At 65.2% G+C, this 26979-nt stretch carries 28 protein-coding genes and 3 tRNA genes; 16 read left to right on the plus strand and 15 right to left on the minus strand.

What is annotated here, in order from left to right; all coding sequences use genetic code 11:
* The 3 genes from I71_RS06600 to I71_RS06610 all read right to left on the minus strand — a co-directional run.
* A partial coding sequence (locus I71_RS06600) for a GTP-binding protein (RefSeq protein WP_042692727.1) occupies nt 1-427 on the minus strand: 427 nt, incomplete at its 3' end.
* A gap of 80 nt (nt 428-507) precedes the next feature.
* A tRNA-Gly gene (locus I71_RS06605) sits at nt 508-581 on the minus strand.
* 64 nt (nt 582-645) lie between these two features.
* Nucleotides 646-731, minus strand: a tRNA-Tyr gene (locus I71_RS06610).
* 139 nt (nt 732-870) lie between these two features.
* Between I71_RS06610 and rlmB the strand changes: the two genes are divergently transcribed.
* From rlmB to I71_RS06630, 4 genes are all read left to right on the plus strand, one after another.
* A complete protein-coding gene (gene rlmB, locus I71_RS06615; protein ID WP_042692731.1) occupies nt 871-1797 on the plus strand; it encodes a 23S rRNA (guanosine(2251)-2'-O)-methyltransferase RlmB in 927 nt (308 codons plus the stop codon).
* 84 nt (nt 1798-1881) lie between these two features.
* Nucleotides 1882-1957: transfer RNA gene (locus I71_RS06620), tRNA-Thr, on the plus strand.
* Between the two features lie 134 nt (nt 1958-2091).
* On the plus strand, nt 2092-3861 hold the full coding sequence (locus tag I71_RS06625) for a site-specific integrase (RefSeq protein ID WP_244433679.1): 1770 nt from the start codon (nt 2092-2094) through the stop codon (nt 3859-3861).
* A gap of 57 nt (nt 3862-3918) precedes the next feature.
* Complete coding sequence (locus I71_RS06630) at nt 3919-4629, plus strand: recombinase family protein (RefSeq protein WP_083897021.1); 711 nt, start codon at nt 3919-3921, stop codon at nt 4627-4629.
* Nucleotides 4630-4714: 85 nt separating this feature from the next.
* Here the strand turns inward: I71_RS06630 and I71_RS06635 are convergent, their stop codons facing one another.
* Nucleotides 4715-4930 (minus strand): hypothetical protein, encoded by a 216-nt coding sequence (locus I71_RS06635; RefSeq protein ID WP_042692734.1) that lies wholly within the window; start codon nt 4928-4930, stop codon nt 4715-4717.
* Between the two features lie 276 nt (nt 4931-5206).
* On the opposite strand from I71_RS06635, the gene I71_RS37170 reads away from it, so the two are divergent.
* From I71_RS37170 to I71_RS37175, 3 genes are all read left to right on the plus strand, one after another.
* A complete protein-coding gene (locus tag I71_RS37170) occupies nt 5207-6367 on the plus strand; it encodes a hypothetical protein (RefSeq protein WP_042692737.1) in 1161 nt (386 codons plus the stop codon).
* 76 nt (nt 6368-6443) lie between these two features.
* Nucleotides 6444-6944 (plus strand): hypothetical protein, encoded by a 501-nt coding sequence (locus I71_RS06645; protein WP_042692742.1) that lies wholly within the window; start codon nt 6444-6446, stop codon nt 6942-6944.
* A gap of 3 nt (nt 6945-6947) precedes the next feature.
* On the plus strand, nt 6948-7499 hold the full coding sequence (locus tag I71_RS37175; RefSeq protein ID WP_148294169.1) for a hypothetical protein: 552 nt from the start codon (nt 6948-6950) through the stop codon (nt 7497-7499).
* 64 nt (nt 7500-7563) lie between these two features.
* Here I71_RS37175 and I71_RS37180 read toward each other — a convergent pair whose 3' ends face one another.
* Complete coding sequence (locus tag I71_RS37180; RefSeq protein ID WP_148294170.1) at nt 7564-8790, minus strand: hypothetical protein; 1227 nt, start codon at nt 8788-8790, stop codon at nt 7564-7566.
* 691 nt (nt 8791-9481) lie between these two features.
* Between I71_RS37180 and I71_RS06660 the strand changes: the two genes are divergently transcribed.
* Nucleotides 9482-10783 (plus strand): MBOAT family protein, encoded by a 1302-nt coding sequence (locus tag I71_RS06660; RefSeq protein ID WP_244433680.1) that lies wholly within the window; start codon nt 9482-9484, stop codon nt 10781-10783.
* A gap of 68 nt (nt 10784-10851) precedes the next feature.
* Complete coding sequence (locus I71_RS06665; RefSeq protein ID WP_211098362.1) at nt 10852-11931, plus strand: hypothetical protein; 1080 nt, start codon at nt 10852-10854, stop codon at nt 11929-11931.
* 77 nt (nt 11932-12008) lie between these two features.
* Here the strand turns inward: I71_RS06665 and I71_RS06670 are convergent, their stop codons facing one another.
* Complete coding sequence (locus I71_RS06670) at nt 12009-12362, minus strand: hypothetical protein (RefSeq protein ID WP_042692758.1); 354 nt, start codon at nt 12360-12362, stop codon at nt 12009-12011.
* 147 nt (nt 12363-12509) lie between these two features.
* Between I71_RS06670 and I71_RS06675 the strand changes: the two genes are divergently transcribed.
* Nucleotides 12510-12773: a hypothetical protein gene (locus I71_RS06675; protein WP_042692761.1), complete on the plus strand. Its 264-nt coding sequence runs from the start codon at nt 12510-12512 to the stop codon at nt 12771-12773.
* A gap of 120 nt (nt 12774-12893) precedes the next feature.
* On the opposite strand, the gene I71_RS06680 is transcribed toward I71_RS06675, so the two are convergent.
* Nucleotides 12894-13478, minus strand: a complete 585-nt coding sequence (locus tag I71_RS06680; RefSeq protein ID WP_049975963.1) for a polysaccharide biosynthesis/export family protein — start codon at nt 13476-13478, stop codon at nt 12894-12896.
* A 353-nt stretch (nt 13479-13831) separates the two neighbouring features.
* Nucleotides 13832-15100 (minus strand): outer membrane beta-barrel protein, encoded by a 1269-nt coding sequence (locus I71_RS06685; RefSeq protein ID WP_042692764.1) that lies wholly within the window; start codon nt 15098-15100, stop codon nt 13832-13834.
* A 407-nt stretch (nt 15101-15507) separates the two neighbouring features.
* On the opposite strand from I71_RS06685, the gene I71_RS38165 reads away from it, so the two are divergent.
* From I71_RS38165 to I71_RS06710, 6 genes are all read left to right on the plus strand, one after another.
* Nucleotides 15508-15681, plus strand: a complete 174-nt coding sequence (locus I71_RS38165; protein WP_159107354.1) for a hypothetical protein — start codon at nt 15508-15510, stop codon at nt 15679-15681.
* Nucleotides 15682-16009: 328 nt separating this feature from the next.
* Entirely contained in the window at nt 16010-16450 is a 441-nt protein-coding gene (locus I71_RS06690) for a MarR family winged helix-turn-helix transcriptional regulator (protein ID WP_042692767.1), read from the plus strand.
* 128 nt (nt 16451-16578) lie between these two features.
* Nucleotides 16579-17874, plus strand: a complete 1296-nt coding sequence (locus I71_RS06695; protein ID WP_042692770.1) for an ABC transporter substrate-binding protein — start codon at nt 16579-16581, stop codon at nt 17872-17874.
* A gap of 27 nt (nt 17875-17901) precedes the next feature.
* On the plus strand, nt 17902-19749 hold the full coding sequence (locus I71_RS06700; RefSeq protein WP_042692774.1) for an ABC transporter permease: 1848 nt from the start codon (nt 17902-17904) through the stop codon (nt 19747-19749).
* Entirely contained in the window at nt 19746-20489 is a 744-nt protein-coding gene (locus tag I71_RS06705) for an ABC transporter ATP-binding protein (protein ID WP_042692778.1), read from the plus strand. The genes I71_RS06700 and I71_RS06705 overlap by 4 nt, the downstream gene beginning before the upstream one ends.
* On the plus strand, nt 20486-21199 hold the full coding sequence (locus I71_RS06710; RefSeq protein WP_042692782.1) for an ABC transporter ATP-binding protein: 714 nt from the start codon (nt 20486-20488) through the stop codon (nt 21197-21199). Before I71_RS06705 ends, I71_RS06710 begins: the two co-directional genes overlap by 4 nt.
* Before the next feature lie 18 nt (nt 21200-21217).
* Here the strand turns inward: I71_RS06710 and I71_RS06715 are convergent, their stop codons facing one another.
* The 7 genes from I71_RS06715 to I71_RS06745 all read right to left on the minus strand — a co-directional run.
* A complete protein-coding gene (locus I71_RS06715) occupies nt 21218-22255 on the minus strand; it encodes an ABC transporter substrate-binding protein (protein WP_049975964.1) in 1038 nt (345 codons plus the stop codon).
* Between the two features lie 49 nt (nt 22256-22304).
* On the minus strand, nt 22305-23132 hold the full coding sequence (locus tag I71_RS06720) for an ABC transporter permease (protein WP_375731174.1): 828 nt from the start codon (nt 23130-23132) through the stop codon (nt 22305-22307).
* Complete coding sequence (locus I71_RS06725; RefSeq protein ID WP_042692789.1) at nt 23125-23898, minus strand: ABC transporter ATP-binding protein; 774 nt, start codon at nt 23896-23898, stop codon at nt 23125-23127. Before I71_RS06725 ends, I71_RS06720 begins: the two co-directional genes overlap by 8 nt.
* 177 nt (nt 23899-24075) lie before the next feature.
* Nucleotides 24076-24408 carry a hypothetical protein gene (locus I71_RS06730; protein ID WP_042692792.1) on the minus strand — a complete coding sequence of 111 codons (333 nt, stop codon included), beginning with the start codon at nt 24406-24408 and terminating at the stop codon, nt 24076-24078.
* Nucleotides 24409-24480: 72 nt separating this feature from the next.
* Nucleotides 24481-25641 carry an ABC transporter permease gene (locus tag I71_RS06735; protein WP_042692797.1) on the minus strand — a complete coding sequence of 387 codons (1161 nt, stop codon included), beginning with the start codon at nt 25639-25641 and terminating at the stop codon, nt 24481-24483.
* A complete protein-coding gene (locus I71_RS06740; protein ID WP_042692800.1) occupies nt 25638-26501 on the minus strand; it encodes an ABC transporter permease in 864 nt (287 codons plus the stop codon). The genes I71_RS06735 and I71_RS06740 overlap by 4 nt, the downstream gene beginning before the upstream one ends.
* On the minus strand, nt 26494-26979 hold a 486-nt coding region (locus I71_RS06745; protein ID WP_042692816.1), incomplete at its 5' end, for an ABC transporter ATP-binding protein. The genes I71_RS06745 and I71_RS06740, both read right to left, overlap by 8 nt.

Raw genomic sequence — 26979 nt, forward strand, 5'->3', positions numbered from 1 at the left:
CGTCGACCATGTCGACCTTGTTCATGAACACGACCAGCGCCGGAACGCCAACCTGGCGCGCCAGCAGGATGTGCTCGCGGGTCTGCGGCATCGGGCCGTCGGCGGCAGACACGACCAGGATCGCGCCGTCCATCTGCGCGGCACCCGTGATCATGTTCTTCACATAGTCGGCGTGGCCGGGGCAGTCGACGTGCGCGTAGTGGCGGTTGGTCGTCTCGTACTCGACGTGCGCCGTCGAGATCGTGATGCCGCGCGCCTTCTCTTCCGGCGCTTTGTCGATCTGGTCGTAAGCGGTGAAGGTCGCGCCGCCGGACTCCGCCAGCACCTTCGTGATCGCCGCCGTCAGCGACGTCTTGCCGTGGTCGACGTGGCCGATCGTGCCAACGTTGCAGTGCGGCTTGTTCCGCTCAAACTTTGCCTTCGCCATCGCTTTGGTCTTTCGTTCCCGACGTTCCGGACGCACACAATGGCCCGGCCGAGATCCGTTCTCCGTGGCGCGCAGGGGATTGGAGCGGGTGAGGGGAATCGAACCCCCGTCGTAAGCTTGGAAGGCTTCTGCTCTACCATTGAGCTACACCCGCCTAGCCATCCCGCCGGCGCGACCGTCCGGGGCAAACGCGATCACGGACAAGCCGTGGAAAGTAGTGGTGGAAGGGGCTGGATTCGAACCAGCGTACGCTAACGCGGGCAGATTTACAGTCTGCTGCCTTTAACCACTCGGCCACCCTTCCAGTCCGCGGCCTGGCAGTGCCCGCCGCGGAGTTCGGCAATATGCGAATTTTTCAGACCTTGTCAACACGGGTTAAGCGGTTCACACCAGAAAAATTAGACCGCAGTCCGCTGCGGCCCCCTCCCTTCTTCGTGGGTATCATGACGCGCTCCAGACATCCGGGATCCGGCCTCAAATCGAACCGTCCTTCCGACCGCGCCGCCGACCACACCGCCGGGCGGTCCGGCGCGACCGCGCAGCACGGAACGCCGTTGCGGCAGGAGCCGGCGGACGACTCGGGACGGGGCCGGCGCGGTGCGACGAAGGGCGGACGGGGTCCGGCCGCCCGCGGCGTGCTTCTCTATGGATTGCACCCGGTGGCCGCCGCCTGGGCCAATCCCGAGCGACGCATCCACCGTCTGCTGGTGACCGATTCGGGCCGCGCGGCGCTGGAGCCGGCCTTCGCTGCAGCCCGCGCTCAGGGGCTGCAGCGCCCGGAAGCCTCGCCGGTCGACCGGCTGGAGCTTGACCGGATGCTGCCGGCGGGGGCGGTGCATCAGGGCATGGTGATCGACGCCTCTCCGTTGCCCGAAGTGGGCATCGAGGATTTGTGCAACGACCTGGCGTCGACGCCCTCGGCGGTGATCGTTGCCCTGGATCAGGTGACGGATCCGCACAATGTCGGCGCCATCCTGCGTTCGGCCGCCGCCTTCGGCGCCCGCGCCGTGGTGGTGACGGAGCGCCACGCGCCGGAAACAACCGGCGTGCTGGCCAAGAGCGCGTCCGGCGCGCTGGAGGCGGTGCCCTTGGTCCGCGTCACCAATCTTGCCCGGGCGCTGACCGACCTCCAGCAGAACGGCTTCTGGTCGGTCGGGCTGGCCGAATCGGGGCCATCGACGCTTGCGAAACTGGACCTGACGGGCAGGACAGTGCTGGTGATGGGGGCGGAGGGCAGCGGCCTGCGGCGGTTGACGATGGAACGCTGCGACGCGATTGCCCGCCTGCCGACGGGCGGTCCGGTCGGCAGTCTGAACGTCTCCAACGCCGCCGCGGTGGCGCTCTATGAGGTCGCCCGCCTGCGCGAGTGAGCAGGGAAGCGAGGTCGACACGGCCAGATGCTTGTTTACGCGGGAAAGGGACGCTAAGGTGTGCGTCCCGCGAGCGGCGGGGACGCCGGATTAGCTCAGCTGGTAGAGCAGCTGATTTGTAATCAGAAGGTCACGGGTTCGATTCCTGTATCCGGCACCATACCGCCCTAAGCCCCTGTAAAGGCTTAATCTTTCGGGTTAATTCCACCCTTCCGGCCTTAGGTCCACGCAACAGGTCCACCGGAGGGGTCCACGGCGGCGGCAGTGGCATGATGGACACACAGGATGTCTGTCGTGCCCAACGCCTTCCTCCGGCTCCGCGCTGGCCGCTATCTCTTCCGCCGTCGCATCCCTGACGAACTGGTCGCGCGCTTCCGGCAGCGGGAGCTAGTCCGCGTTCTCGGCCCGTTGACAAAAGCGGCCGCTCTGCGGCAAGCCCGACGCCTTGCCGTTGTCGCCGATCAGCTTTTCGCCATGGTCAAGAACGATCCCACCCTTTCCCCGGAGCAAATCGCCAGTCTCGCCCGGCAGTGGTTCACCCAGGCACTTGCCGAGTTCGAGCGGGAAGCGGCAGCGCATCGGTTTGACGATCCCGAGGATTTGGAGCGTGCCGCCCAGCGCGCCCGTGACCGTGCCGAAGGTGCAGCGGACCTACTGCGGCGGAATGACATCGGGGTTGCGAGCGGGTCCGCCGTCGCCCTGCTGGCGCAGCATGGAGTTGACGCCTCGCCGGAGTCTCCGACCGTTATGGAATTGGCGCGTGCCCTGCTCCGCGCGGCGGCAGAGGCAGCGCGTCTCGGTGTCGCGCGCCTGGAAGGCGACTACAGCGCCCGTCCGGTCGATCCTCTGTTCGCCAGCGCCGAGACTCCCCCTGCCCCGGCTCCCACGCCAGCGCCAGCGCCAGCCGCGCAGAGGAAGAACGATCAGACGTTCGCCAAGGCTTTCGAGCGGTACAGCCTGGAGAAGCGGGCGGCTGGCGCATGGCGGCCAGCCATGGACATCGACGCGCAGGCAACGGCCAGCATCTTCATGGAGATTGCGGGCGACCGGCCCTTGAGCCAATACACCCGCGCCGACATCGGCGAGTTCGTCAGCGCACTCCAGCGCCTGCCAGCGCACCGGACGAAGCGCCCGCGCTTCAAGGGCAAGAGCGTCGTCGAGCTTGTCGCCCTGGCCGACGCCGACCCGTCCATTGAGCGCATCTCGCCCGTGACGGTCAAAAAATACGCGACGATCCTATCGGCCTTCTGGGGCTGGACGGTGGACCGGGGTCTAACCGATCAGAACATCGCCCGCGCGGCATATAAGAAGCCGAAGCGGACCATCCGCCGGAACCAAGAGCGCGACGCCTGGAGCGTCGAGCAACTCCGCACCCTTTTCAACGCCCCCATCTGGCGCGGCAGCAAGGGTGCGACCCGCCGCACCGAACCCGGCCCCCAGATCATCCGCGATGTAGATTGGTGGCTCCCGGTTCTGGGGCTGTTCCACCCCTGTCGCCTGGAGGAACTCGCGCAACTCCGCATTGCCGACATCCGGGAGGAAGGAGGTATCGCCTACCTCGACATTCACGCGAGCGACGACGACGTAGATGAAGACACGCCCGCCCGGCGGCTGAAGTCTGCTGCCGCCGTTCGGAGGGTGCCCATCCACAAGACCGTGCTGGCGCTTGGCTTCATGGATCTTGTCGCAGAGCGTCGAGCCGCCGGGATCAAGATGCTATGGCCGGAACTCAAGCCCGGCGGCGCGGCCGATAGGCTATCCTTCGACTACAGCAAGCGGTTCGGTCGGCTCCGGCGGCAACTCGGTATCGAAGGACCGGACTTCCATTCGTTCCGCCACACCGCCATTACCGCGCTGGTCCGGGCCGAAGTGCATCCAGACATCGTGAGCCAGCTATCCGGCCATGAGATTCCAGGCGAACGGGGCCGGTACAGCAAGGGGGCGGAACTCGCGCAACTCAGGCAGGCTATTGACTCCATCGCATACGAAGGGATTGACGCCGAGTTCATCGGGAGCCGGAGAGGAATTCCGGATGTGAATCCCACCGATTCCGAAAACGCATAACGAGGCTGTCGAGCCACCCATTACACTTCATCGCAACGCACGTAACGATGAAATGTAATGGTGACGATCATGGTCAAGGCGGGCATGAAGGTCGTGAGCTATCTCCGCGTCTCCACCGACCGACAGGGCCGTAGCGGCCTTGGCATTGATGCGCAACGCGACGCAATCCGCAGGTTCATCGAATCGTCCGGTGGTTGGCCGCCCGTCGCCGAGTTCGTTGAGACTGAGTCTGGACGCAAGACCGACCGTCCCCAGCTTGCCGCCGCTCTGGCCGCTTGTCGCGTCCACCGGGCGACGTTGGTGATTGCCAAGTTGGACCGTCTGGCGCGCAATGCGGCCTTCCTCATGAAGTTGATCGACTCGGGCGTCGATGTGCTGTTCTGCGACCTGCCCTCAATCCCTGCCGGTGCCGCCGGGCGCTTCATGCTCCAGCAGATGGCCGCCGTTGCCGAGTTGGAAGCGGGCTTGATCTCCGAACGGACGAAAGCCGCCCTGGCCGCCAAGGTCGCCCGTGACGGACAGTGGAACCGCAATGCCGCCCATCACCTTGTTGCGGGAGCCGGCCAGAATGCCGCCGCTGCCGCCGTGAAGTCCAAGGCCGCCCAACTGGCCGCTGACCTCCTTCCGCTCATTGAGACGATCAAGGCTGCCGGCCATACCTCCTTGCGCCAGATCGCCGAGGAACTGAATGCCCGTAGTATCCCCACGGCACGGGGCGGCCAGTGGAGCGCAACGCAGGTGCAGCGCGTTCTACAGCGCGTCGCATAGGCGCGTCACCCCCATCCCCGGACATGACAAAGGCGCTGGCCGAATGACCAGCGCCTATTTCCTATTCCCCGGTTACTGCCGGTTATCACCCTTCGTCGGGGATAGGTTTCCAGGCGGTAATCTCGACCTCTCCGGCCCGTAGGGCGTATGGCATCACGCCTTCCGTCAGCATGACCGCGACAAGCTCTTGCGCATCATCCGCAGAGAAATTGTCAAGGGCTAAATCGTCAAATTCGATCCGCACTCGCATTGTTCCGCTCTCGAATGAAAACGAATCCCATTCTTCCATCACAAAGAACATTTTAAGTCAATAGAAAATATACATCCTCATTTTCCGATGATGTACCGGAACAAGACATCAACTTGTCATTCAGCGATGAATGATATGGGAGGCCATCAAAAAAAAAGACCCACCCCCTTCAAATCGAGTGGGGTCCGTTTTGTTCCTGCGCAAAGTGTTTCGTTAACCGGGCGGCCTTGACGGAGTTCATCCGACTTCCCAAAAAGAATAAGGCCGCCGACGTTGGCGCGTCGGCGGCCTTGGATAGCAGATGTTATCAATGGTCGCGAGGGGAATATGAGCGGTCTGGGCCGCCGTTTCAAGGGGAAATCTCCGGCACTTATCGACACGACCAATGGCGAAAAAGCCTTTATCTCATTGATGAAGCACGCTTTTTCCCATACCCCCAAAACCGGATCAGTATATAGGCGCTCAGAAACTAACACTTATGATTATTTAGCAGTTACAAAGCTAGTTTCCTTCCTTACTCCGAAGCGGCTGAACTTCCGCTTTAAGGATGCTGGTGAGCGTTACAAGCTCGGCATTCTCGCGAACCTCATTGGCTCCGAACTCAACGCCTGGGATGGCGTTTTCGCCACGCTCAATGCGGAACTCCCGGAACGCCTGCCCTTACAGCTTGAGGCGCTGGCGAAAGCTTGGCGACGCTGGACGGGCGAGCCGCTCGCCTATGTTGCGGTCATCGCCAGCACTCCCCGGCCCCATCTGCATATCCTCTGCCGGATCACACACGATCACCCAGCACTGCCCAAGCTGCGGCACTGGATCTACGACCACGACCAGCGCCCGAACCTCTCCCAACCGCGCAATTACCCTCTCGGAGCGGTTGGCGGGTTGCTCTACCAGATCAAGCACGTCATCGACGGTGCCCGGCTCATAATCGCTCGCGGCCAGCTTCGCGCCGACCTGGAAAGCCACGCCCGGCGGCTGGCCGCAGAAGCCCGCCATATTCATCAGGATTCATTCGGCGAGCATCCGGCTCCCGACCTACTCCCGAACGCCCAGACCGCGCCCAGCGGCAAAGCCAGCGCCCGGATGCTGCCGGCCCCTACTGCCGCCCCTGTCCCGGCTCCGGCTCCGGCTCCGGCTCCGTCGGCATGCCCTAACACGAATGTGCAAGACCTCGATTTGCATTTATCCCGTAATTACGGCAAAATGGCTCAAGATGATCTTGAGGTTATTCAATGCCAAGGAAGAAGATCTTCAACTCAATCGAAGCATTTGCGATCCGCCGCATGTGGGTCTGCTTCCCTACCTTCTCCGCAGAGGACATCGCAGCGATGTTCGATTGCAGCGCAAAGACGATCACCCAGATCGTCCGGGGCATTGCGCGGTCGAACAGCCTCGATACGACGAAACTGCTGTACGACCTCTACCGCGCTTACCGGCGGGATATGGAAGAACTCGGGCAGCCCCCGAAGGATTTTCAAGCCGCCCTAAGGGAAGCGCAATCCATCACCAGCCGGTTCGTTCTCCGGCTCGGTTCTCGACTGTCCAACATCTCAGGAGTTCCCCAATGAGTTCTTTCGATAAGGCCGGTTTCGCGAGCATCGACGAATGGGAAACCGCCCGACAGCTTTTCCAGCAGGTCACGGCAGGAACCGCGACCGACGACGAACGCGCCGAGTTCGAGGCGAACTATCGCGCCCGCTGGCGGCGCTGGCAAAGTATCCGCACTGCCGAGCTTCGACAGGTCGAATCTGCGATGTCCAGCGCGGGCGCACCGCCGAACCCTGAACAGGACGCCAACCGCGCCATGCTGGACGCCATGCGCCGTTCTCGCATTCCGAAGTTCACCAAGGCACCGAAGGATGCGCCGATCACCGGGCGGCAGCGGACCCACATTGCAGGTCTGGCGCTTGACGATAAGTTCGTGACACCCTTCACCGGCTCGAATGCGACCGCTGGTCAAGCCCGTGGCGTTGCCCGCATCGCCGACGCGCTCGACCTGGAACAGACCATTGCCCAGACCACGCGAGACGCCATGCTTGCGGCATTGGGGCGTTCTGGGGGCTGACCCGTGGCGTTCAGCACTCGCCGAGACACCAGCAAGCCCGGTCTGGCCGGCATCACCGCCGAAATGTGGTCGGCGCTGGCCGCCGGGCGAACCACGGTCGGCGAGCTTGCGGACTTCGCAGGTGTCACCCCGGCGGCAGTCAGCAAGTTCCGCCGGAAGCGCGAGCGGGCAGGCAGTGGGCGAGCTTCGGCTCCCCCTTCCGCATCTCCAGCACCGGCAGCGTCGGCGGCCAGCGCACCATGCGGCACCTCGACGCCCCCCGACATCATCGCCGACCCTACGGCGCTGGCGACCAGCTTTGCGATGCACGCCCTCCTTCGCAGCCATGACGCGCTCGCAGCGGGCGGACTATCGCCCAGCGCGATCCGTGCGGCGACCATGGCGGGCGCTATTGCGCTGGTCGAACTCCGCCGGTTGGGCGTGCTGGCGGAAGGCGGGGATACGGGCGCACCGGCAGAACTCAAGATCACCGTCATGAGCGACGAAGAGGCCGCCGAGCTGAAGGCGCGGAAGGTCGATCTTGGCGAGACTGATAAGAATGAAAGATTGACTTAATCAAACTGTGAAAAGGAATTGCTTTTCCACAGACAAAATATCTCCATTCACAAAATTTCCGACCTTATTTGCGCATTCTCATCGATCTTTGTATTGAAATAATTTCAGATTCTGAAAAATGATGTTTGACCAACCCCTGCAGTGACTCCGTCTCCAAAAGACCAACAAACGTCTTTGCTGTAATAGTTCTATCTATAAAAGCTCTACTTTCGATTATCAATCCTGGAACACCATCAGCAACTTTTAGGCCGTCCTCCAAGGTAGCACCTCCTTTTGTCACAAATCCCATAGCAAATTTAACAAGAGGGCGAACAAGCCCTTGGATACTCATTATTCTTCTTTTACGACGCTGGGCTCCGGACAATCGGGACTCAGGAACAATCGCATCAAATGATTCAGTAATTCTCCGAATGCGAGACTCTATTTCGGCAGCAGAAGTTGAAAGCGAAACAATATTATTAAACTCCTTAAGCTCCTGCCGGACGGGAGCGAGTTCCGCACGAAGATCATTAATGACATTTTTCAAGTCTGCTCGATTTACCAGTCGGTCCAGGACAATTGCCAACAATGGAGGGATAGAGAAATCACAGATAACTGGCACAATATCGCCCACAGACTTGTCCCAAGATTGACGTAAGCGATGGTAAAATCGCTTAGAGAAGCCATCACCTCGACGGGAGCGCACTAATGCCGGGTCTGTGAGATAAGCGGGCACTCCATGAGACTCAACGGTAACATTGATAGCCTCGACAACATCTTCGTTCCAATATTTTGTGCCCTTCCCAATATCATCTACGCTCTTCCCTAATAATGGACTTTTCGGGAGGGTCGAACTCAAAATTATACTGCCATCAGTTTTAAAAAATTCTGGTGCTATTAGCCAGTCTTGCGACTGCCCGACACTGAATAGATCAAACCCAAACTGCGTTCTTTGTCCAATATCTTGTCTCAAATACGAAACAACTCCATTTCCCAAATCAATCTTCGGGCTTGGCACAAGAACATTAACTACATCATGGAGCAAGAGGGCTTGCAATGCAGTCTCAGCAGCTTCAATCTCCGCAATATCTGTAATGCCGCCTTCTGCAATGCGGGAGATAGCTGAAACAGCATAAACATCTGTAAATGCCGCTCCAATTTCTGGAAGATTAGTTGATGCAATAGCAACCACACGATATTGATCTATAGCTGTGGATGCAGCACCTAAAGTTGGAATGTATGAGCCGGGTCCGTTTCCGTAACCCATCATTTCATCCGGATATAGAACTATATATTGAGAGCTCTGCTGCAATCTTCATCCCCTCGCGTAACAATATTACTTACTTGATTTTCCGCTGCATGCTTTTAAGCCTTATCATTATGGAGGTTCTGGTTAAAGAATCCTCTACACCTGCGCTAACATGCTGCAAGCACTGCCAGCCACCAAGTTTGACCTGCTGGAATCCCTTGACCGCCAAGCGCGCTGGCCGCATCGTGGCGACTTCGCAACAGTCCACCATGCAGGTCCACCCCGTCCTAACGCCCTCATAAGACATTGACTTTACAGGTGTTTTTCCGGTTCTGGTCGCTTCCTGTATCCGGCACCAGCAATTCCAACGGCTTAGCGCCATCGGCGCTAGGCCGTTTTGCTTTCCGCGCACCGGATCGGACCGGGGAGACGTTCAGGCCGGTTGCCGAAGGAGCGGAAGGATCGGGCAAGCCTCGGCAACTGCTCACTGCAAAGGCGTCAGAGTCCGGGATGACTCTGGATACTGCACGAGGATTGTTGTATACCCCTTGTCGCCCTGAACCGAGACGCCGATCAACTTGGAGTTCCGGGACCTCAGCGCGTAGTAAATAGGGTGTATGGGTGAAGCATGGTTTTCAGCTCCATTGTGTTCATTTTCTATTTTCTTCCCATATTCCTTTTTTGCTACTACGCACTGCCGCTCAAGCACGGAACACTTCTGTTTTTTAGTTTGATTTTCTATGCATATGGCGAGGTGATCTACACCTACGTTATGCTTTTGTCGATCGTCATCAACTACGCCTTCGGGCTGTGGATCGCCGGGCAGGACGGGCGGGGCCGAAAGCTCGCCCTGGGCACCGGCGTCGTCGTCAATTTGGGCATCCTCGTCTATTTCAAATATCTGGGCTTCTTCTACGGGATGGTGGCCGCGGCGATGCCGAACCTGCTGTCCGGGCCGCCGCAGGTGCATCTGCCGCTCGGCATCTCGTTCTTCACCTTCCATGCGCTGTCCTACCTGATCGACGTCTACCGTCGGCAGGTCCCGGTGGAGCGCAGCCTGATCTATGTCGCCGTCTACATCACCATGTTCCCACAGCTCGTCGCCGGACCGATCATCCGCTTCCACGACATCCGGGACGAGATCCACAACCGCCGGGTCAGCGCCGGGCTGTTCGCCGAGGGCATCCAGATCTTCGTGATCGGCCTTGCGCAGAAGGTGCTGATCGCCAACACGGTGGCGGTGGCGGCGGACCAGATCTTCGCACTGGATCCGACAGGATTGAGCCTGCCGGTCGCCTGGCTGGGCATCGCGTGCTACACGCTGCAGATCTTCTTCGATTTCTGCGGCTATTCGACCATGGCCATCGGGCTGGGGCTGATGATCGGCTTCCACTTCCCGCTGAACTTCAACTACCCCTACATCGCGCAGTCGATCACCGAATTCTGGCGGCGTTGGCACATCTCGCTGTCGATGTGGTTCCGCGACTATCTCTACATCCCGCTGGGCGGCAACCGCGCCGGTCCGCTGGCCACCTATCGGAACCTGCTGATCGTCTTCTTCCTCTGCGGCCTGTGGCACGGCGCGAACTGGACCTTCGTGGTCTGGGGCCTATGGCACGGCGCCTTCCTGGTGTTCGAGCGGCTGGGCATCGCGCGGCTGCTCGACCGGTCGGTGCCGGCGGTCCGCCACCTCTACACGCTGCTGGTGGTGATGATCGGCTGGGTGTTCTTCCGCGCCGATACGCTGGGTCAGGCCTGGATCTTCCTGAAGGCGATGGCCGGGGCCGGCCACCCGAGTCCTCTGGCGCCGCACGTCCTGCAGTTCCTGACGCCGGAGACCGCCACCGCACTGATCATCGGCATGATCGCAGCCACACCGCTGCTCGGCCGGCTGGTGCGGAGCGGGCTGGACGCGATGCGGAGCGCGGCCGACCGGCGCATCCTGGCCGGCACGGGCGAGGCGCTGTATCTTGCCGGCCTCCTCGGCATGTTCGCGCTGGCCGTCATGAGCCTCGCGGCCGGCACCTACAACCCGTTCATCTATTTCCGGTTCTGACCATGCGAGCGATGACTCTCGGGATCGTGCACAGCACGCTTTTGCAGAAGCTGTGCATCGGGATCTTCATGGCGCTCCTTCTGCTGCCGATGATCGGCCAGTTGGTGTCGGTGGGAACGGGCGTGACGGCGACCGAGATGCGGGCGCCGAACGCATTGCCCGGCCTGCCCCACACCGCCCAGGAGGTTTCCGTCCTGCCGCAACGCTTCGAGGCGTGGCTGAAGGACCATTTCGGCTTCCGCAACCATCTCGTGCTCGCCAACAACCTGATCAGGGTAAAGGTTTTCGGCCAGAGCACTTCGCCGCTGGTCGTGCTCGGCCGGAACGGCTGGCTGTTCTACACCGGCGAACATGCGCTTGAGCAGACACGCGGCATCGACCGCTTCACGCCGGAGGAGCTGGACCGCTGGATCGACGTGATGGAGCGGCGGCAGGCATGGCTGGCGGCACGCGGCATCCCCATGCTGATTGTCGCCATTCCCAACAAGGAGCGGGTCTACCTTGAGGATTTGCCGGCCTGGGCCACCCAGGTGAATCCGGAAAGCCGGATGGACCAGATCGTGCGCCGGCTGGCGGAGAGGCACTCGCCACTGGTGTTCAAGGACATGACCGCGGATCTCGTCGCCGCCAAGAAGGACATGAAGGTCTATCTCCAGGCCGACACGCACTGGACGATCGACGCCGCCTTCACCATCGGCTACCGGCGGATCGCGGAGTGGATCAAGTCGGTCCGCCCGGATTTCAGGCCGCTGACGATGGCCGACATGAAGCAGATTCGCGTCATGCGCCAGGGTGTCGACCTCGACCTCGCCCGCATGCTGGGGCTGACCGCGGTTTATCAGGAAGAGGAAGTCCGTTACGAGCTGCTGGGGCCACCGAAGCTGCGCAGCAACGACACCTCGATGCCGAACGGAATCGTCCAGAACATCCTGCGCGCCGACCTGCCGACGGCGCCGAGCGTGGTGTGGTTCCGCGACTCCTTCACCATCCCGATGTACTCGTACATCGCCGAAAGCTTCCGCAAGGCGGTGATCACCGAGCACAAGGGACTGCGCTTCGACAAGCCGCTCATCGAAGAGCAGAAGCCGGATGTGGTCGTCTACCAGTTCGTCGAGCGCTCCCTCAACAGCCCCATCCCGTCGGAATAGGTCATGGCCACGGCGGGCGGCCGATTCGCGGAGCCATCGTCCAGGCGCCGCGACGATCCCGTCACCCTGGCGATCTTCTACCGGCCAGCACCGCCACGCCGGCGGGAAGCGATCGTCAGCCGGGCGGCAAGGACGCCAAGCAGGACACCGAGCAGGACGCCGCTGCATCCCATCGTCGCGACCATCAGTCCGGCCCCGAAGACCGGCGGCATCTCTCCGCTGATGGACCCGTCCGGCAGGATCGTCGGAGGCAGGCAGCAGAGCGCGCTGACCGCCCCAGAGCCACCACCGGCGATCAGGATCGCGCAGCAGGCCCAGTAAAGCCGCCGCCATCCACGGACACGGACCGTCAGGACGGCTGCCGCCAGGAAAAGGACCGCCGCGGTCGCCGGGATGCCGAACGCGACCAGCGTCAGGACGATGTCGGACATCGGGCGCTCCCATGGCTGCATCGTCGTTTGCCAATCCTCCGGCAGCCGCGGCCGGCCGATGCTCCCCGACAGGGAACCCTCGGCCGGACAAGCGGTTGGAGGAGGCACCAGAATGCCCTGTCCAGCAGCTTGTGCGAAAGGCCGACCATGACCAAGCCAAAGCATCCCGAGTCGGGCGGCGAGGCACCCACCACGCCCAGTGCGGGGGCCAATCGGATGCGCGCGGACATCGACCGCGGCCTGACCGGCGACAAGGTTCCGGCCACCGATCCGGCGGCGGCACCGCTCGGCACCGACGATGAGGCGGCCGGCACCACCCCGCCGCATGGCATCTCGCGCGACCCGGTCGTCCCCCAAGGGCAGCGCATGCCGCCGGGACAGAAGAAGGGTGGCGACACGCTCGACACCTGAGCGCCTTCCACACCATCGTCGAACGGCAAAAAGCCCGGCCGGGTATCCCCCAGCCGGGCTTTTCTTCAATCCGGCATGCTGCCGCCGGTCCTCTGGGGTGGGTCGCCAGGACAGCGTCGCTTAGAAATAGCGCTCCGGAATGCGCACCACGTCGTCCGGCATCACCGAGGTGGTGATCGGGGCCTTGCGGATTTCCTTCTTGGGATCGGCGCCGCGGGTGATGAGGACGTAATCCTCCTTGGCACGGTAGGTATAGCCACCGGCCATCGCCACCGCCGACAGGGCGGTCATGCCGTTGACATACTGGTACTGGCCGGGGTTGCGCACCTCGCCCAGGATGAAGAAGGGCCGGTGGTTCAGCACCTCGACGCTGACCTTCGGGTCCTTCACGTAACCGGCGGACAGGCGGGTGGCGATCTCCTTCTCCAGATCGCGGGTGTTGCGGTCCTTGGCCGCGACCTCGCCGATCAACGGCATCGCGACCTTGCCGGAGCCGTCCACGCGGAATTCGCCGGACAGCTGCTCCTCGCCGAACACGATGACGCGCAGGGCGTCACCCGGGCCGAGACGGTATTCGCCGATCTGACCGGCGCTGGCGGTCTCCATCGGCGCGTCGTTGCCGCCGGCACAGCCGACCATGGCAACGGCGAGCGCGGCCAACCCGATCCCCTGGCCCAGCGCACGGATCACCTGACGTCGATTCATCCCTAAACCCCTTCCCTGGCTGGTGGATGCCTGCCACAGCGCCGGTCCGGCCCTGTCCGATGGGTGGCTGTCGCTCCGAACCGCCCCATCCGCCGGCCGCCTTGCAGCGGCGCCCTTTGGTCACGCACCTGAATTCGGGTGGAGACTAGCAACTCGCAAGCGCTTGGGAAAAAGTGGAGAGGAATTACCGCCTTCGGATCCGGTCAGTACATCGTCATCGATAATAAATGCAGGCATAAGAAAAGGGCGCCCGTCATAGGACGGACGCCCTGCCCTGTTCAGCGGGAATTTTAGGACGTTCGGCCGGGACTTTCCCGGTCGGCCGATCCGATTCCGCCGGACTACAGCCTGGATTACATCTGGGCGCCGATGCGCAGATAGATCAGGTTGTCGCTGTACTCGGCCGAGCTCAGGTTGGAATTGCGCTTTTCGTAGGTGTAGCCGCCGGTCAGATAGAGGTTGCGGTTCATCTGATAGGTGCCGCCGACGCTGCCGGTATAGACCTTGTCATTGCGGTCCTCGCCATTGAAGTCGTCCTGGCGGTACTGCAGACGGCCGTTCAGCACCAGCGAGCGCAGAAGCTCGTGGTCGACACCCAGGGCGAACAGCGTGCGGGTGTAGCTGGAGGCGGACCCCAGGCCCGGGCTGGCCGTCGCCTCGCGCACCTGACGGCTGGCGGTGGCGCTGATGCCGGTCAGCTGGGTGACCGCCCAGTTCAGGCGCCCGCCGAAGGACAGGCCGTTGAAGTCCTCCAACCGCGAATCCTTGTAGTTGCGGGCAAGATAGCCGGCGAAGACCTCGCCGGTGATCAGGCCGGTCAGGTCGGTGGCGAGGCCGCCGACCACCTCGTATCCATCCGAGTCGCGGTCGAGACCGAAAGCGTCGCGGTCGTTCTTGTGGCGGGTCCAGGAATAGGTGCCCTGGACGAAGGCTTCGTAGCCCTCGATGAACTCATAGCCGACGCGGCCGACCGTCGCGTATTCCCAGCGGTCGCGGTCGCCTTGGCGGGCGACGCCGCCGCCGACCAGATCGACATCGTCATAGGAGATGTACTGGGCCGAACCGGAAACGCGGGCGCGCAGGCGGTTGAAACGCTGGGTATAACCGGCCTCGCCGCCGCTGGTGTAATACTTAACCGGCTCGGCATAGCCCTGCAGGCTGTTGATGTCGCCGCGGCCTTCGTGGTTGCGGCGGTGGAACAGCTGGCCGTCCAGCGCACCGCCCTTGTTCACGTCGAAGCGCCCGTCGGCCTGGACGGCATAGTCGGTGTAGTTCTCGCCGGAATGGTCGCCGTAGCGGCCGGCGTCGGCGGACGCCGAGAAATTCAGCGCATGGGCGGCAAAATCGGACTTGATGTCGAGCCGCGGCCGGACCGTCCAGATGACGTCGTCCTCATGATTGTCGCGGGTGGCGTAGACGTTGGTGTCGTAGGTCGCACCAGCCTCGACCCGCGGCAGAAACAGGAAGGAGCCGGCGCGGACGCCAAGCTGCTCCAGCTCCGGCCGACGGCGCTCCAGCACGGTTTCGCCACGCTGCAGGTCGTCCTGGGCGGCGGCGGGAAGCGACGTCAGCCCGGTCGAGGCAAGAGCGAGGGCGAGGAGGGAAAGGGTGCTGGTCTTCATCTGGAGTCACCGCGCTTGGCTGGGTTCGGTCGGCTCACTGGGCCGGGGGTCCGGCTCCTTCGTGGGACATGCCCGCGCATCGGACGTCCGGCCGGAACCCCAGCCTTGACCGATGCGGACGCATCCTCGGCAAAGACACAACAAACCGTGCTTCCCACGCAACAGTGAAGCCAACCTGCCGCTGCTTTTGCTGTGTCCTGTGGTGTGGCCGCAACAAAAAGCCGACGGTCCGGCAATGACGGCACGGACAATGACCTGCTTGATTTCAGCGCCTTTTTCAAACGGTCCTAAGATGAAGGTCATAGAGGGGCGGGGCAGAACTGGCAATGCCCCGCTGTTCCTGCTTTGGAACTGCCCGCCCGGCACCGGGTTGTTCATCTCGAGTCCCCGACCCGCAAAGGTGCCGCATGACACGTCGACTCGACACGCCGCCCCCGCCGCCTTCGACCGAACGCCCACCCGACGCCACCACCCCACCCTACACGCCGGGCGGCGTGACGCCCCCCGACGGCGACTCCGCCGCCAGTCCGGATGAGAAGACCGCACCGCCCGACAGCTATCCGCCCAAACGGCGGCCCTGACAAAGAACAGGCTGCGAAAAGCGCAGGTGGCGACGCTCCGAATAGCGGCATAATCCATAGGAAGCTTATTTTCCAGCCTGTGGCGCTTCTTTTGTTGCGCAAAAGATGACAGCCGCAATCCTGTGGCTCTATGACGCATCTGCGAAGGTTGCACTGCAAGCGTTGCGTTTTCTACCCTTTCCATGAGGAACGCATAATGGACGCATCGGGGTGGCGACAGGCGGGAAACGCCGCACCACCTCTGCCCACGCAGCCGGGAGCGGCGGTCCGTGCCCGCCCCAGCCTTCGCCCCGGACCGAAGGCGGGCGCGAACCACGGGCCCGTTGCCATGGACGACTTCGGACGACTGCCTCCCGACGATTACCTGTTGGCCGGCCAGGTTCACCACCGCCTGCGCCGTGCCCACCAGCGCGCGTCGGCGATCTTCATCGACCTGATCGGCGATCACCAGTTGACGCCCACCCAGTGGGGGGCGCTGGCCACCCTCCATGCGGAAGGCCCGCTGTCGCAGAACCAGCTCGGCCGGCTGACCTACATGGATCCGGCGACCACCCAGGGCGTGATCCTGCGGCTGGTGGAGCGCAATCTGGTCGAACGCCAGCCCGACCCGCAGGACCGCCGCCGCACCAGCGTGCGGCTGACCCGGATCGGAGAGGCTCTGGTCGTCGACCTGACGGCGAACGCCGCCGCCGCCCATGAAAGCACGCTCGCCCCGCTGACGGAGGAAGAGCGGGTGCAGTTCATGGCCCTGCTCGCCCGCCTGATGTAAGCCGTATCCACGGGAAAGCCTCGATCAGGCGGTGACTTTTGCGCCGGGTTTGCTATGAACGCGGTGTGTTGCGTCGCACCGCGACCCGGACGCGCCGCTGGTCTCTTACGAACCGGGGTTCCCGCAGGATGAAGCACCGCCACCCGACCGCCTCGCCGCTGGCGCAGGTTCTCCGCCCGGCCGCCCTGTTCGCCGCCGTGTCCGTCGCCGCCTGCGTCGCTGCAATCTCCGCCGGTCCCGCCGCAGCTCAATCGACGGCCCAGTCGGCAGCAGAGCCGGCGAAATTCACCGGCGCCCCGGTGCGGGTCGGCGAGATCAACAGCTATACCGGCCTGCCGGCCTTCACCATTCCCTACCGCCAGGGCTGGCAACTGGCGCTGGAGGAAATCAACGCGCAAGGCGGGGTGATCGGCTGCTGCGAGCTGCAGGTCGTCTCGCGCGACGATGCCGGCAAGCCCGACGACGCGGTGCGCGTCGCGCAGGAGCTGGTGACGAACGAGGCGGTGGATGTGCTCGCCGGCACCTATTTCTCCCACATCGGGCTGGCCGTCGCCGATTTCGCCGCGCGCAACAAGGTGCCTTTCGTCGCCGCCGAGCCGCTGACCGACGCCATCACCTGGTCGAAGGGCAACCGCTACACCTTCCGCCTGCGCCCCAGCACCTACATGCAGGCGGCCATGCTGGTGGAGGAGGCGGCGAAGCTGCCGGCCAAGCGCTGGGCCACCGTCGCCCCCAACTATGAATACGGCCAGTCGGCGGTGTCGTGGTTCAAGCAGCTGCTGAAGGAAAAGCGCCCGGACGTCGAGTTCGTCGCCGAGCAGTGGCCGGCGCAGGGCAAGCTGGAGGCCGGTCCCACCGTCCAGGCCCTGGCCGCCGCCAAGCCCGACGCCATCTTCAACGTCACCTTCGGCGCCGATCTCGCCAAGTTCGTGCGCGAGGGCGAGGGGCGCGGCCTGTTCCGCAACCGCAAGGTCGTCAGCCTGCTGACCGGCGAGCCGGAATATCTGGAGCCGATGAAGGACGAGGCGCCGGAAGGCTGGATCGTCACCGGCTATCCCTGGGAGCAGATCGACACGCCCGCCCACAAGGCCTTCGTCGCCGCCTACACCGCGCGTTTCAAGGACTCGCCAAAGGCAGGGTCCATCGTCGGCTACATCACCATGAAGGCGGTCGCCGCCGCGATCACCAAGGCCAAGTCGGCCAATGCGGAGCCGATCGTCGATGCGCTGGCCGGCCTGACCATCGACAGCCCGGTCGGCCCGGTGACCTTCCGCGCGTCGGACCATCAGGCGACGATGGGCGCCTATGTCGGCACCACCACGATCAAGGACGGCCGCGGCACCATGAAGGACTGGCACTATGCCGACGGCGCCAACTACCTGCCGCCCGACGACGCGGCGCGCAAGATGCGGCCGGCGGAGTAAGGCGCCCGGTTTCCGGCGCCCGCCCCCATGTCCTTCCTCCTCGTCCAGGCCCTCAGCGGGCTTGCGACCGCGGCGACGCTGTTCCTGGTGTCGTCGGGGCTGACCATCGTCTTCGGCGTGACGCGGATCGTGAATTTCGCGCATGGTTCCTTCTACATGGTCGGCGCCTATGCCGGCTGGTCGCTGATCGAGCGGTTCGGCGCCACGCCGGCCGGTTTCTGGGGGTCGGTCGCCGCCGCGGCGCTGGCGATGGGCGTGCTGGGTGCGGCGATGGAGATCGGGCTGCTGCGCAGGCTCTACCGCTCGCCGGAGCTGTTCCAGCTGCTGGGCACCTTCGGGGTGGTGCTGGTCGTGCAGGATCTGACCGCCTGGGCCTGGGGGCCGGAGGATCTGCTGGGGCGCCGGGCGCCGGGGCTGAAGGGGTCCATCGACATCCTCGACCAGCCCTTCCCGCTCTACGACCTCGTGCTGATCGGCCTCGGGCCGCTGGTGCTCGGGCTGCTGTGGCTGCTGTTCAACCGCACCCGCTGGGGCACGCTGGTGCGCGCGGCGACGCAGGACCGCGAGATGACCAGCGCGCTGGGGGTCGATCCGGCACGCCTGTTCACCGGCGTGCTGTTCCTGGGCTGCGCGCTGGCCGGGCTGGGCGGCGCCCTGCAGGTCCCGCGCGAGGCGGTGACCTTGCAGATGGACATGGCCATCGTGGTCGAGGCCTTCGTCGTCGTCGTGGTCGGCGGCATGGGCAGCCTGACCGGCGCCTTCCTCGCCTCGCTGCTGATCGGGCAGTTGCAGGCCTTCGGCATCCTGGTCTTCCCGCAGATCACGCTGGTGATCGTCTTCCTGTTCATGGCGGTGGTGCTGGTCCTGCGCCCGCATGGCCTGCTCGGCCGCGCCGAGGAAGTGCCGCCGACCGCACCCGCCGCCGTGACCGTGCCGCTGTCGGCCGGCCGCCATGCCGGGTTGTGGGCGCTGGCCCTGCTGGCGGTCCTCGCCGCCGCGCCGTTGGCCGTCGGCGACTACGCGCTGATCCTGCTGACCGAAGTGGTAATCCTCGCTTTGTTCGCCGCCAGCCTGCATCTGCTGATCGGGCTGGGTGGGCTGGTGTCCTTCGGCCATGCCGCATGGTTCGGACTGGGCGCCTACGGCTCCGCCCTGCTGGTCAAGCATCTGGGCGCACCGATGCCGCTGGCGCTGGCCGGCGCGCCGGTCCTGGCCGGGCTGGGGGCGCTGGTGGCGGGCTGGTTCTGCGTGCGGCGGTCGGGGCTGTATTTCGCCATGCTGACGCTGGCCTTCGCCCAGATCGTCTGGTCGGTCGCCTTCCAATGGTACGCGGTGACCGGTGGCGACAACGGCATCCTCGGTGTCTGGCCGTCGGGCTGGGCGGCGGGCAAGGCGGCCTACTATTGGCTGACGCTGGCGCTGTGCGGCGGGGCGCTGGGACTGCTGCGCCGGGCCGCCTTCGCCCCCTTCGGCTATGCGCTGCGGGCCGGGCGCGACTCGGGCCTGCGCGCCGAATCGGTGGGGATCGACGTGCGGCGCTTCCAATGGATGGCCTTCGTGCTGGCCGGCAGCGCGGCGGGGCTGGCCGGCGGGCTTTATGCCTTCGCCAAGGGCAGCGTCTTCCCCACCCTGCTGGCGGTGCCGCAATCGGTCGATGCGCTGGTGATGGTGCTGATGGGCGGCCTCCAGACCGTCGCCGGGCCGCTGGCCGGCGCCGCGGTCTTCCACCTGCTGGAATCCGAGGTGATGAGCCTGACCGACTGGTGGCGGCTGGTGCTGGGCCTGATCGTCGTCGCCCTGGTGCTGGTCTTCCCCAAGGGGATCGTCGGCTTCCTGTCCGGCCTGCGTTCTTCCTTTAACGGGAGGCGGGCATGAGCGAGCTTGTGGTGCGCGACCTGCAACGCTCCTTCGGCGGGGTGCAGGCGGTGGGCGGCGTGTCCTTCACCCTGCGCGCGGGCGACCTGCTGGCGCTGATCGGCCCGAACGGCGCCGGCAAGAGCACCTGTTTCAACCTGCTGAACGGACAGCTGCGGCCCGATTCGGGATCGGTGAGGCTGGACGGCACCGAACTTGTCGGGCTGCCGCCACGGCGCATCTGGGCGTTGGGCGTCGGTCGCACCTTCCAGATCACCGCGACCTTCGCCTCGATGACGGTGGCGGAGAATGTGCAGATGGTGCTGCTGTCGCGCGCCCGCCGGCTGTTCGGCCTGTGGCGCCCGGCCGCCGCCCAGTTCCGCGAGCCGGCGCTGGCCCTGCTGGAGCGGGTCGGCATGGCAGCGCAAGCCGACCGTCCCTGCGGCGTGCTGGCCTATGGCGACGTGAAGCGGGTCGAACTGGCGATGGCGCTGGCGAGCGAGCCGACGGTGCTGCTGATGGACGAGCCGACCGCCGGCATGGCGCCGGCCGAGCGGCTCGCCCTGATGGCGCTGACGGCGGAGCTGGTGCGCGAGCGCGGCCTCGCCGTTCTGTTCACCGAGCATGACATGGATGCCGTCTTCGGCCATGCCACCCGCGTGCTGGTGCTCGACCGCGGCCGGCTGATCGCCGAAGGGCCGCCGGATCGGGTGCGCGCCGATCCGCGCGTGCAGTCCGTCTATCTGGGAGGCGAGGCGTGAGCGCCCCCCTGCTGACGGTGGGCGGCCTCCAAGCCTGGTACGGCCGCGCCCATATCCTCGACGGCATCGCTTTGACGGTGAACCGGGGCGAGGTGGTGGCGCTGATGGGCCGCAACGGCGCCGGCAAGACCACCACGCTGAAGGCGATCATGGGGCTGGTGGAGCGCCGCGCCGCGACCCTGCGCTTCGACGGGCGCGACCTGTCCGCCCTGCCCGCCCACCGCGTCGCCCGGCTCGGCGTCGGCTATGTGCCGGAGGACCGCCGCATCTTCGCCGACCTGACGGTGGAGGAGAATCTGGAGGTCGGCCGCCAGCCGCCCCGCCCCGGCGCCCCGGCCTGGACGCCGGAGAAGCTGTTCGCCCTGTTCCCAAACCTCGCGGAGATGCGCGGCCGTCGCGGCACCCGGATGAGCGGCGGCGAACAGCAGATGCTGACGCTGGCCCGCACGCTGATGGGCAACCCCTCGCTGCTGCTGCTCGACGAGCCGTCGGAGGGGCTGGCGCCGCTGATCGTCAGGCAGATGGCCGAGGCGGTGCGACGCCTGAAGGCGGAGGGGCTGTCGGTGCTGCTGTCCGAACAGAGCCTGTCCTTCGCCTCGGCGGTCGCCGACCGCGCCTGCGTCATCGAAACCGGCCGCCTGCGCTGGACCGGCACGATGGCGGAGCTGATGGCGGATGACGGGGTGAGGACGGCCTATCTGGCGGTGTGACCGCCCCTCCCCTGTTCGTCACTGCCCGGCGATGCTGAGATCCATCACCGACTTCGGATCCAGCGCCTTGTCGACCTGGCCTTCCGACTGCCAGAACTTCACCTGATTGATCACGTCGTCCACCAGCAGGCGGGCCTGCGGATCGACATAGGGCAGGCCGGCGGCGGCGATGTCCGGCTTCTGCTTGGTGGCGTCGGCGATGATGCCCAGCAACTCGTCATAGCCCGGCCCCTTCACCAGAGCGCCCGAGGCGTCCTTGCCGTTGAAGGCAGCATGATATTCGGCCAGCGCGGTCTTGTAGGCGCGGACGAACTTCTCCATCAGCGGACGGCGGTCCTTCATCGTCTTCGGCGCGGTGAACAGGGCGCCGAGCTGCCAGGGCGTCTCGTCGCCGACCCAGCCCAGCATCTTGCCGGCGCCATCGGCCACCAGCTGCCGCGACACGGTGGACGGCGCGATGATGGCGTCGACCTGCCCGCCCCTGAAGGCGGCGACCATCTTCGGCACGTCCTGCAACGGCACCATGGTCACGTCCTTGACCGTGAAGCCGTGCTTCTGCGCCAGCAGCCCGATCATATAGTGGAAGGTCGAGCCGACGGTGGTGATGGCGACCCGCTTGCCCTTCAGGTCGGCCGGCGTCTTCAGCCCGGCGTCATAAGCGGCGTTGGTGGCGAGATAGGCGCTCAGGGGAAAGCCCGGCTCGTCGCGGCTCTGCGCCGCGATGATGGTGACCGCCCCCTTGGAGGCGAGGTTGTAGAAGCCGGCGGTCAGGCCGGTGACGCCGAAATCGACATCGCCCGAGGTCACCGCGACCGGCACCTGCTGGGCCGAGGTGAACATCTTCAGCTCGACGTCCAGCCCTTCCTTCGCGAAATAGCCCTTGGCCTTGGCGATGAAGATCGGCCCGGAGGAGGACAGCGCCAGCACGCCGACCGTCGCCTTCTCCAGCGGCTGCGCCAGCGCGGCGGACATCAGGGTGCCGGCGGCGAACGCGGCGCCGGTGGTGGCGATCAGGGCACGCCGGGTGAGACGGGCCATGGTGATGGCGGCGGTCATGGACGGAAATCCTCCCGATGTCGGTTCAGGTTTCTTGGGTAAAGGTCGGTCAGCGCCAGTTCAGCAGGCGCCGTTCGAGCTGCGACAGCACGGTGCCGATGGCGAGACCCAGCAGCGACAGCACCAGCACGCCGGCCAGCAGCGTGTCGGTCTGCATCAGGTTGCCGGCCATCAGCACGAAGGCGCCGATGCCGTATTCCGCGCCGATCATCTCGGCCGCCACCACCAGGATCAGCGCGATGGAGGCGGTGATGCGGAAGCCGGCCAGGATGCCCGGCAGGGCGCCCGGCAGGACGATGGAGCGCAGGATCGACCGCCAGGGCAGGCCGAAGCTCTGTGCCATGCGGATCAGGTTGCGCGGCACCGAATCGATGGCGCTGTAGGTGGCGATGACGGTGGGGAAGAAGACGCCGAAGCCGATGGTGGCGAATTTCGACGGCTCGCCGATGCCGAACCACAGGATGAACAGCGGCAGCAGCGCGATCTTCGGGATCGGGAAGAAGGCCGACACCAGAGGCACGCCGACCGCGCGGGCGGTGGAGAAGATGCCCATGGCGAAGCCGACCAGCATGCCGCCGGCGGTGCCCAGCACCCAGCCGACGGCGATGCGCAGCAGCGATGCCTTCAGGTTCAGCCACAGCGACCCGTCGGTCACCATGCCGGCCAGCGCACTGGCGACGGCGCTCGGCGGCGGCAGGAACAGCGGGCTGGCAAGGCCGAGGCGGCTCGCCCCCTCCCAAACCGCGATCAGCAGGGCGAAGGCGGCCAGCGCCGCCCAGGGATGGCGCTTCACGGTAAAACCGCCGCCACGGAAGCGGACGGGCTGCCCCATTGTGGATGCAACCGGAGCGGCGGGCGGGTTCAGGCTGTCAGGCACGGGCGATCTCCCGGTCGGCCATCTGGGCTTCGGCCTTCATCAGGTGCCACAGGCGGTCGCGCACTTCGGCCAGATGGGCCTGGGCCGACGGCTCCTGCCGGCGCTCCCGCGGCTCCTCGATGGTCACCAGTTCGCGGATGCGGCCGGGACGGCGGCTCAGCACGCAGACACGGTCGGCCAGCCGCAGCGCCTCGTCCAGATTGTGGGTGACATAGAGGGCGGTGGTCTTCTCCCGCCGCCACAGCTCCAGGAAATCGTCCATCAGCAGTTCGCGCGTCTGGGCGTCGAGCGCCGACAGCGGCTCGTCCAGCAGCAGCATGGCAGGACGCACCGCCAGCGCGCGGGCGATGCCGACCCGCTGGCGCATGCCGCCGGACAGCTGCTTGGGCAGGGCCTTGCGGAACTCCCACAGCCCCATGCGGCGCAGGCCGCTGTCGATGCGCTCGCCCCGCTCGGCGGATGAGAGCGGGTGATGCTCCAGCACCAGCGCGATGTTGTCCTCCACACTGCGCCAGGGCAGCAGGGCGAAGTCCTGGAAGATGAAGGTGATCGGGTTCAGGCAGCCGTCCGGCACCGCTCCCTCCACCCGGATGCTGCCGGACATCGGGGCGACGATGCCGCCGGCGATGCCGAGCAGGGTGGACTTGCCGCAGCCGCTGGGGCCGATCACCGCCAGGATTTCGCCCTCCGCCAGCGTCAGGTCGATGCCGTCCAGGACGGTCAGATCGTCGTAGCGGTGGGTCAGATTGGAAACGAGAAGCCTCATCGCGCCCTTATTTAAGCCTGCGCCTGTGTCGGGTGGGTCCGACTGTTGGTTGGGCCTGCCACTATAGCGCGGTGTCCCGGCGGCGGAGAGGGGAAAGGCTTTCCGCATCCCAGCCATACGGCAGTATGGCAGTGGCTGGAAGGCGTCAAGGGGCTGTCGGTTTCACGACAGATGTCGTCAGGCGGTTCCGCTGACCGGGCCACCGCTGGCCGGCAGGTCCAGCATCCGCAACGCGGCGGCGCAACGGCCGACGGCGGCCTCGGCCAGGGCGTGACGCTCGCTCAAGCCCGCCTCCTCCACCTCGTCGGGGGTCATCGCCTGCAAGAGGACGCGCAGGGTGCGGACATAGGTGCGCAGAAGCGTGGCTTCCTCGGCATGGTCGCCCAGCAGGCCCGCCTGTCCGGCGGTGCGCAGGGCGGTAAGCTCGCCATCGAGCGAGGCCGCGGCCGTCTCGATGGCTTGGATGGCCCGCGTCAGGCGGACATGCTTCAGAACGACGATGTCGGCCATCCCCACCTCCCCCTGCCCGCTGGAATGGGGAGATGGAAGCAACAGGCGTGCCAGCGTCGACGCGCCGACTTTTCAGCGCTGCCGCATCGACGGATGCCAGGCCGTCGTCACCCGCTCCAGCAGCGCCAGCGCGCCATAGAGGCCGGAGCCGGTCAGCGCCGCCACGGCGATGGTGGCCCAGACGATGTCCAGATTCATCCGCGCCACCTCGGTGGAGATGCGGAAGCCCATGCCGACCACCGGCGTGCCGAAGAACTCCGCGACGATGGCGCCGATCAGCGCCAGGGTGGAGTTGATCTTCAAGCCGTTGAACAAAAAGGGCAGCGCGTTTGGCAGCCGCAGCTTGACCAGCGTGCGGCCATAGCCGGCGGCGTAGCTGCGCATCAGGTCGAGCTGGATGCGCTCCGAATTGCCAAGCCCCGCAAGCGTGTTGATCAGCATCGGGAAGAAGGTCATGACGACGATCACCGCCGCCTTGGATTGCCAGTCGAATCCGAACCACATCACCATGATCGGCGCGATGCCCACCACCGGAATGGCGCTGGCGAGATTGCCGAGCGGCAGCAATCCGCGGGCAAGAAACGGCACGCGGTCGGCAAGGATTGCCACGAGGAACCCGGCGGCGCAGCCCATCGCATAGCCGCGCAGGACGGAGGTCAGCACGGTCTGGCGGAAATCCTCCCACAGCACCGGTGCATGGTGGATGATCGCGACGAGGATCCGGGACGGCGCCGGCAGCAGGATGGCCGGCACCTCGAAACCGGTAACGAGAAACTCCCATCCGACCAGCAGCCCGAGGCCGAACAGTCCGGGCACCAGCACGGAGCGCGTCCACCCCGGCACCCCGGCCAAAACCGCCATCACCCGCCACAGCAGAAGCATCGTCCCCAGCAGGAACAGCCACAGCCCCCAGGCGTCCGACAGCATCAGCCCGCCATTCATCAGATGGACCGGCAGAAGCCACGCGAAGGCGATACCGGCCAGTTCCACCCAGGCGCCCCAGACCCGCTTCGGCGCGAAGGCGGCGGCGATGACCGCCAGCACGAGACCGACCAGAAAGAAGGGCGCCGCGGTCCCGTCGAACCAGCCGACGGACTCGCCGCTCCGCTCCGCGATCGGAAAGGCCAGACCGGCCAGGATCGGCAGGCCGATGGCGACAAGCCCCCAATCGACGGCGCTGCGCAGGCTGGTGCGGTAGGGGTTCGTCGCCTCATCGCCCGTCGGATCGCTCATCGCGCACCCGCCCGGCCCAGCAGGACCAGTTCCAGCCCGCGCACCACCGCGATCAGCGCCACCGACAACAGCGAGGCCATGATCAGCGCCGCCCAGATCTGCACGGTCTGGCCATAATAGGACCCCGACAGAAGCCGCGCCCCCAGCCCGGCCTGCCCGCCGGTCGGCAGCTCGCCGACGATGGCGCCGACCACGCTGATGGCAACCGACACCTTGAGGCTGGCGAACAGGAACGGCATGGAGGCCGGCAGCCGCAGCGACCAGAAGGCGCGCATCCCGCTGGCCGAATAGGTCCGCATCAGATCGAGCCACAGCGGATCGGCGGAGCGCAGCCCCTTCACCATGCCGACCGTGATCGGGAAGAAGCAGAGATACATGCAGATCACCGCCTTTGGCAGCAGCCCGGTCAGCCCGATGTTGCCGAGGATGACGACGATCATCGGCGCGATGGCCAGGATCGGGACGGTCTGCGACGCGATCACCCAGGGCAGCAGGCTGGCCTCCAGCGTCCGGGTATAGACGATGCCGGCGGCCAGCAGGATGCCCAGAACCAGCCCCATCGCCAGACCGGTCAGCGCCGCCTCCGCCGTCACCCAGGCATGGAACAGCAGGTTGCGCGGGCTGGTCGGCGCATAGCCGGTCAGGGAATTCCACAGCTCCACCATCACCTGATCGGGGGTGGGCAGGATCGGCCGCTTCATCGCATAGGCCTGGGCCAGCACGTCCGCGACGCCGGCCGGCTTGCCGGCACGGGTCAGCGCCTCCGCCGCCTGCGGCCAGTTCAGCCAAGCCGCCCCGGCGTACCAGGTCAAAAGCAGCAGCAGCGTCATCACAGTGACGGGAAGCGCGCGGCTAGTCATCGTAGCTATGCCCTTCCTTCAGCCCTTCGCGCACGCGGTGGGCGATGGCGGCGAATTCCGGCGACTCGCGGATGTCGAGCGTGCGCTCGCGCGGCAGGCTGTCGCAATCGATGACATCGAGGATGCGGCCGGGGCGCGGACTCATCACCACGATGCGGGTGGAGAGGAAGACCGCTTCGGCGATGGAATGGGTGACGAAGACGCAGGTCTTGCCGGTCGCCCGCCACAGCTGGGTCAGGTGCAGGTTCAGATGATCACGGGTGATCTCGTCGAGCGCACCGAACGGCTCGTCCATCAGCAGCAGGTCGGGCTGCAGGGCCAGCGCGCGGGCGATGGAGACGCGCTGCTGCATGCCGCCGGACAGTTGCCAGGGGAACTTGCGCTCGAAGCCCGACAGGCCGAACCGCTCCAACTGCTCGCGGGGCCGGGCCTGACGTTCGGCACGGGCAATCCCCATGATCTCCAGCGGCAGCATGAC

The organism is Azospirillum sp. B506, assembly GCF_000333595.1.
Classification (GTDB): Bacteria; Pseudomonadota; Alphaproteobacteria; order Azospirillales; family Azospirillaceae; genus Azospirillum.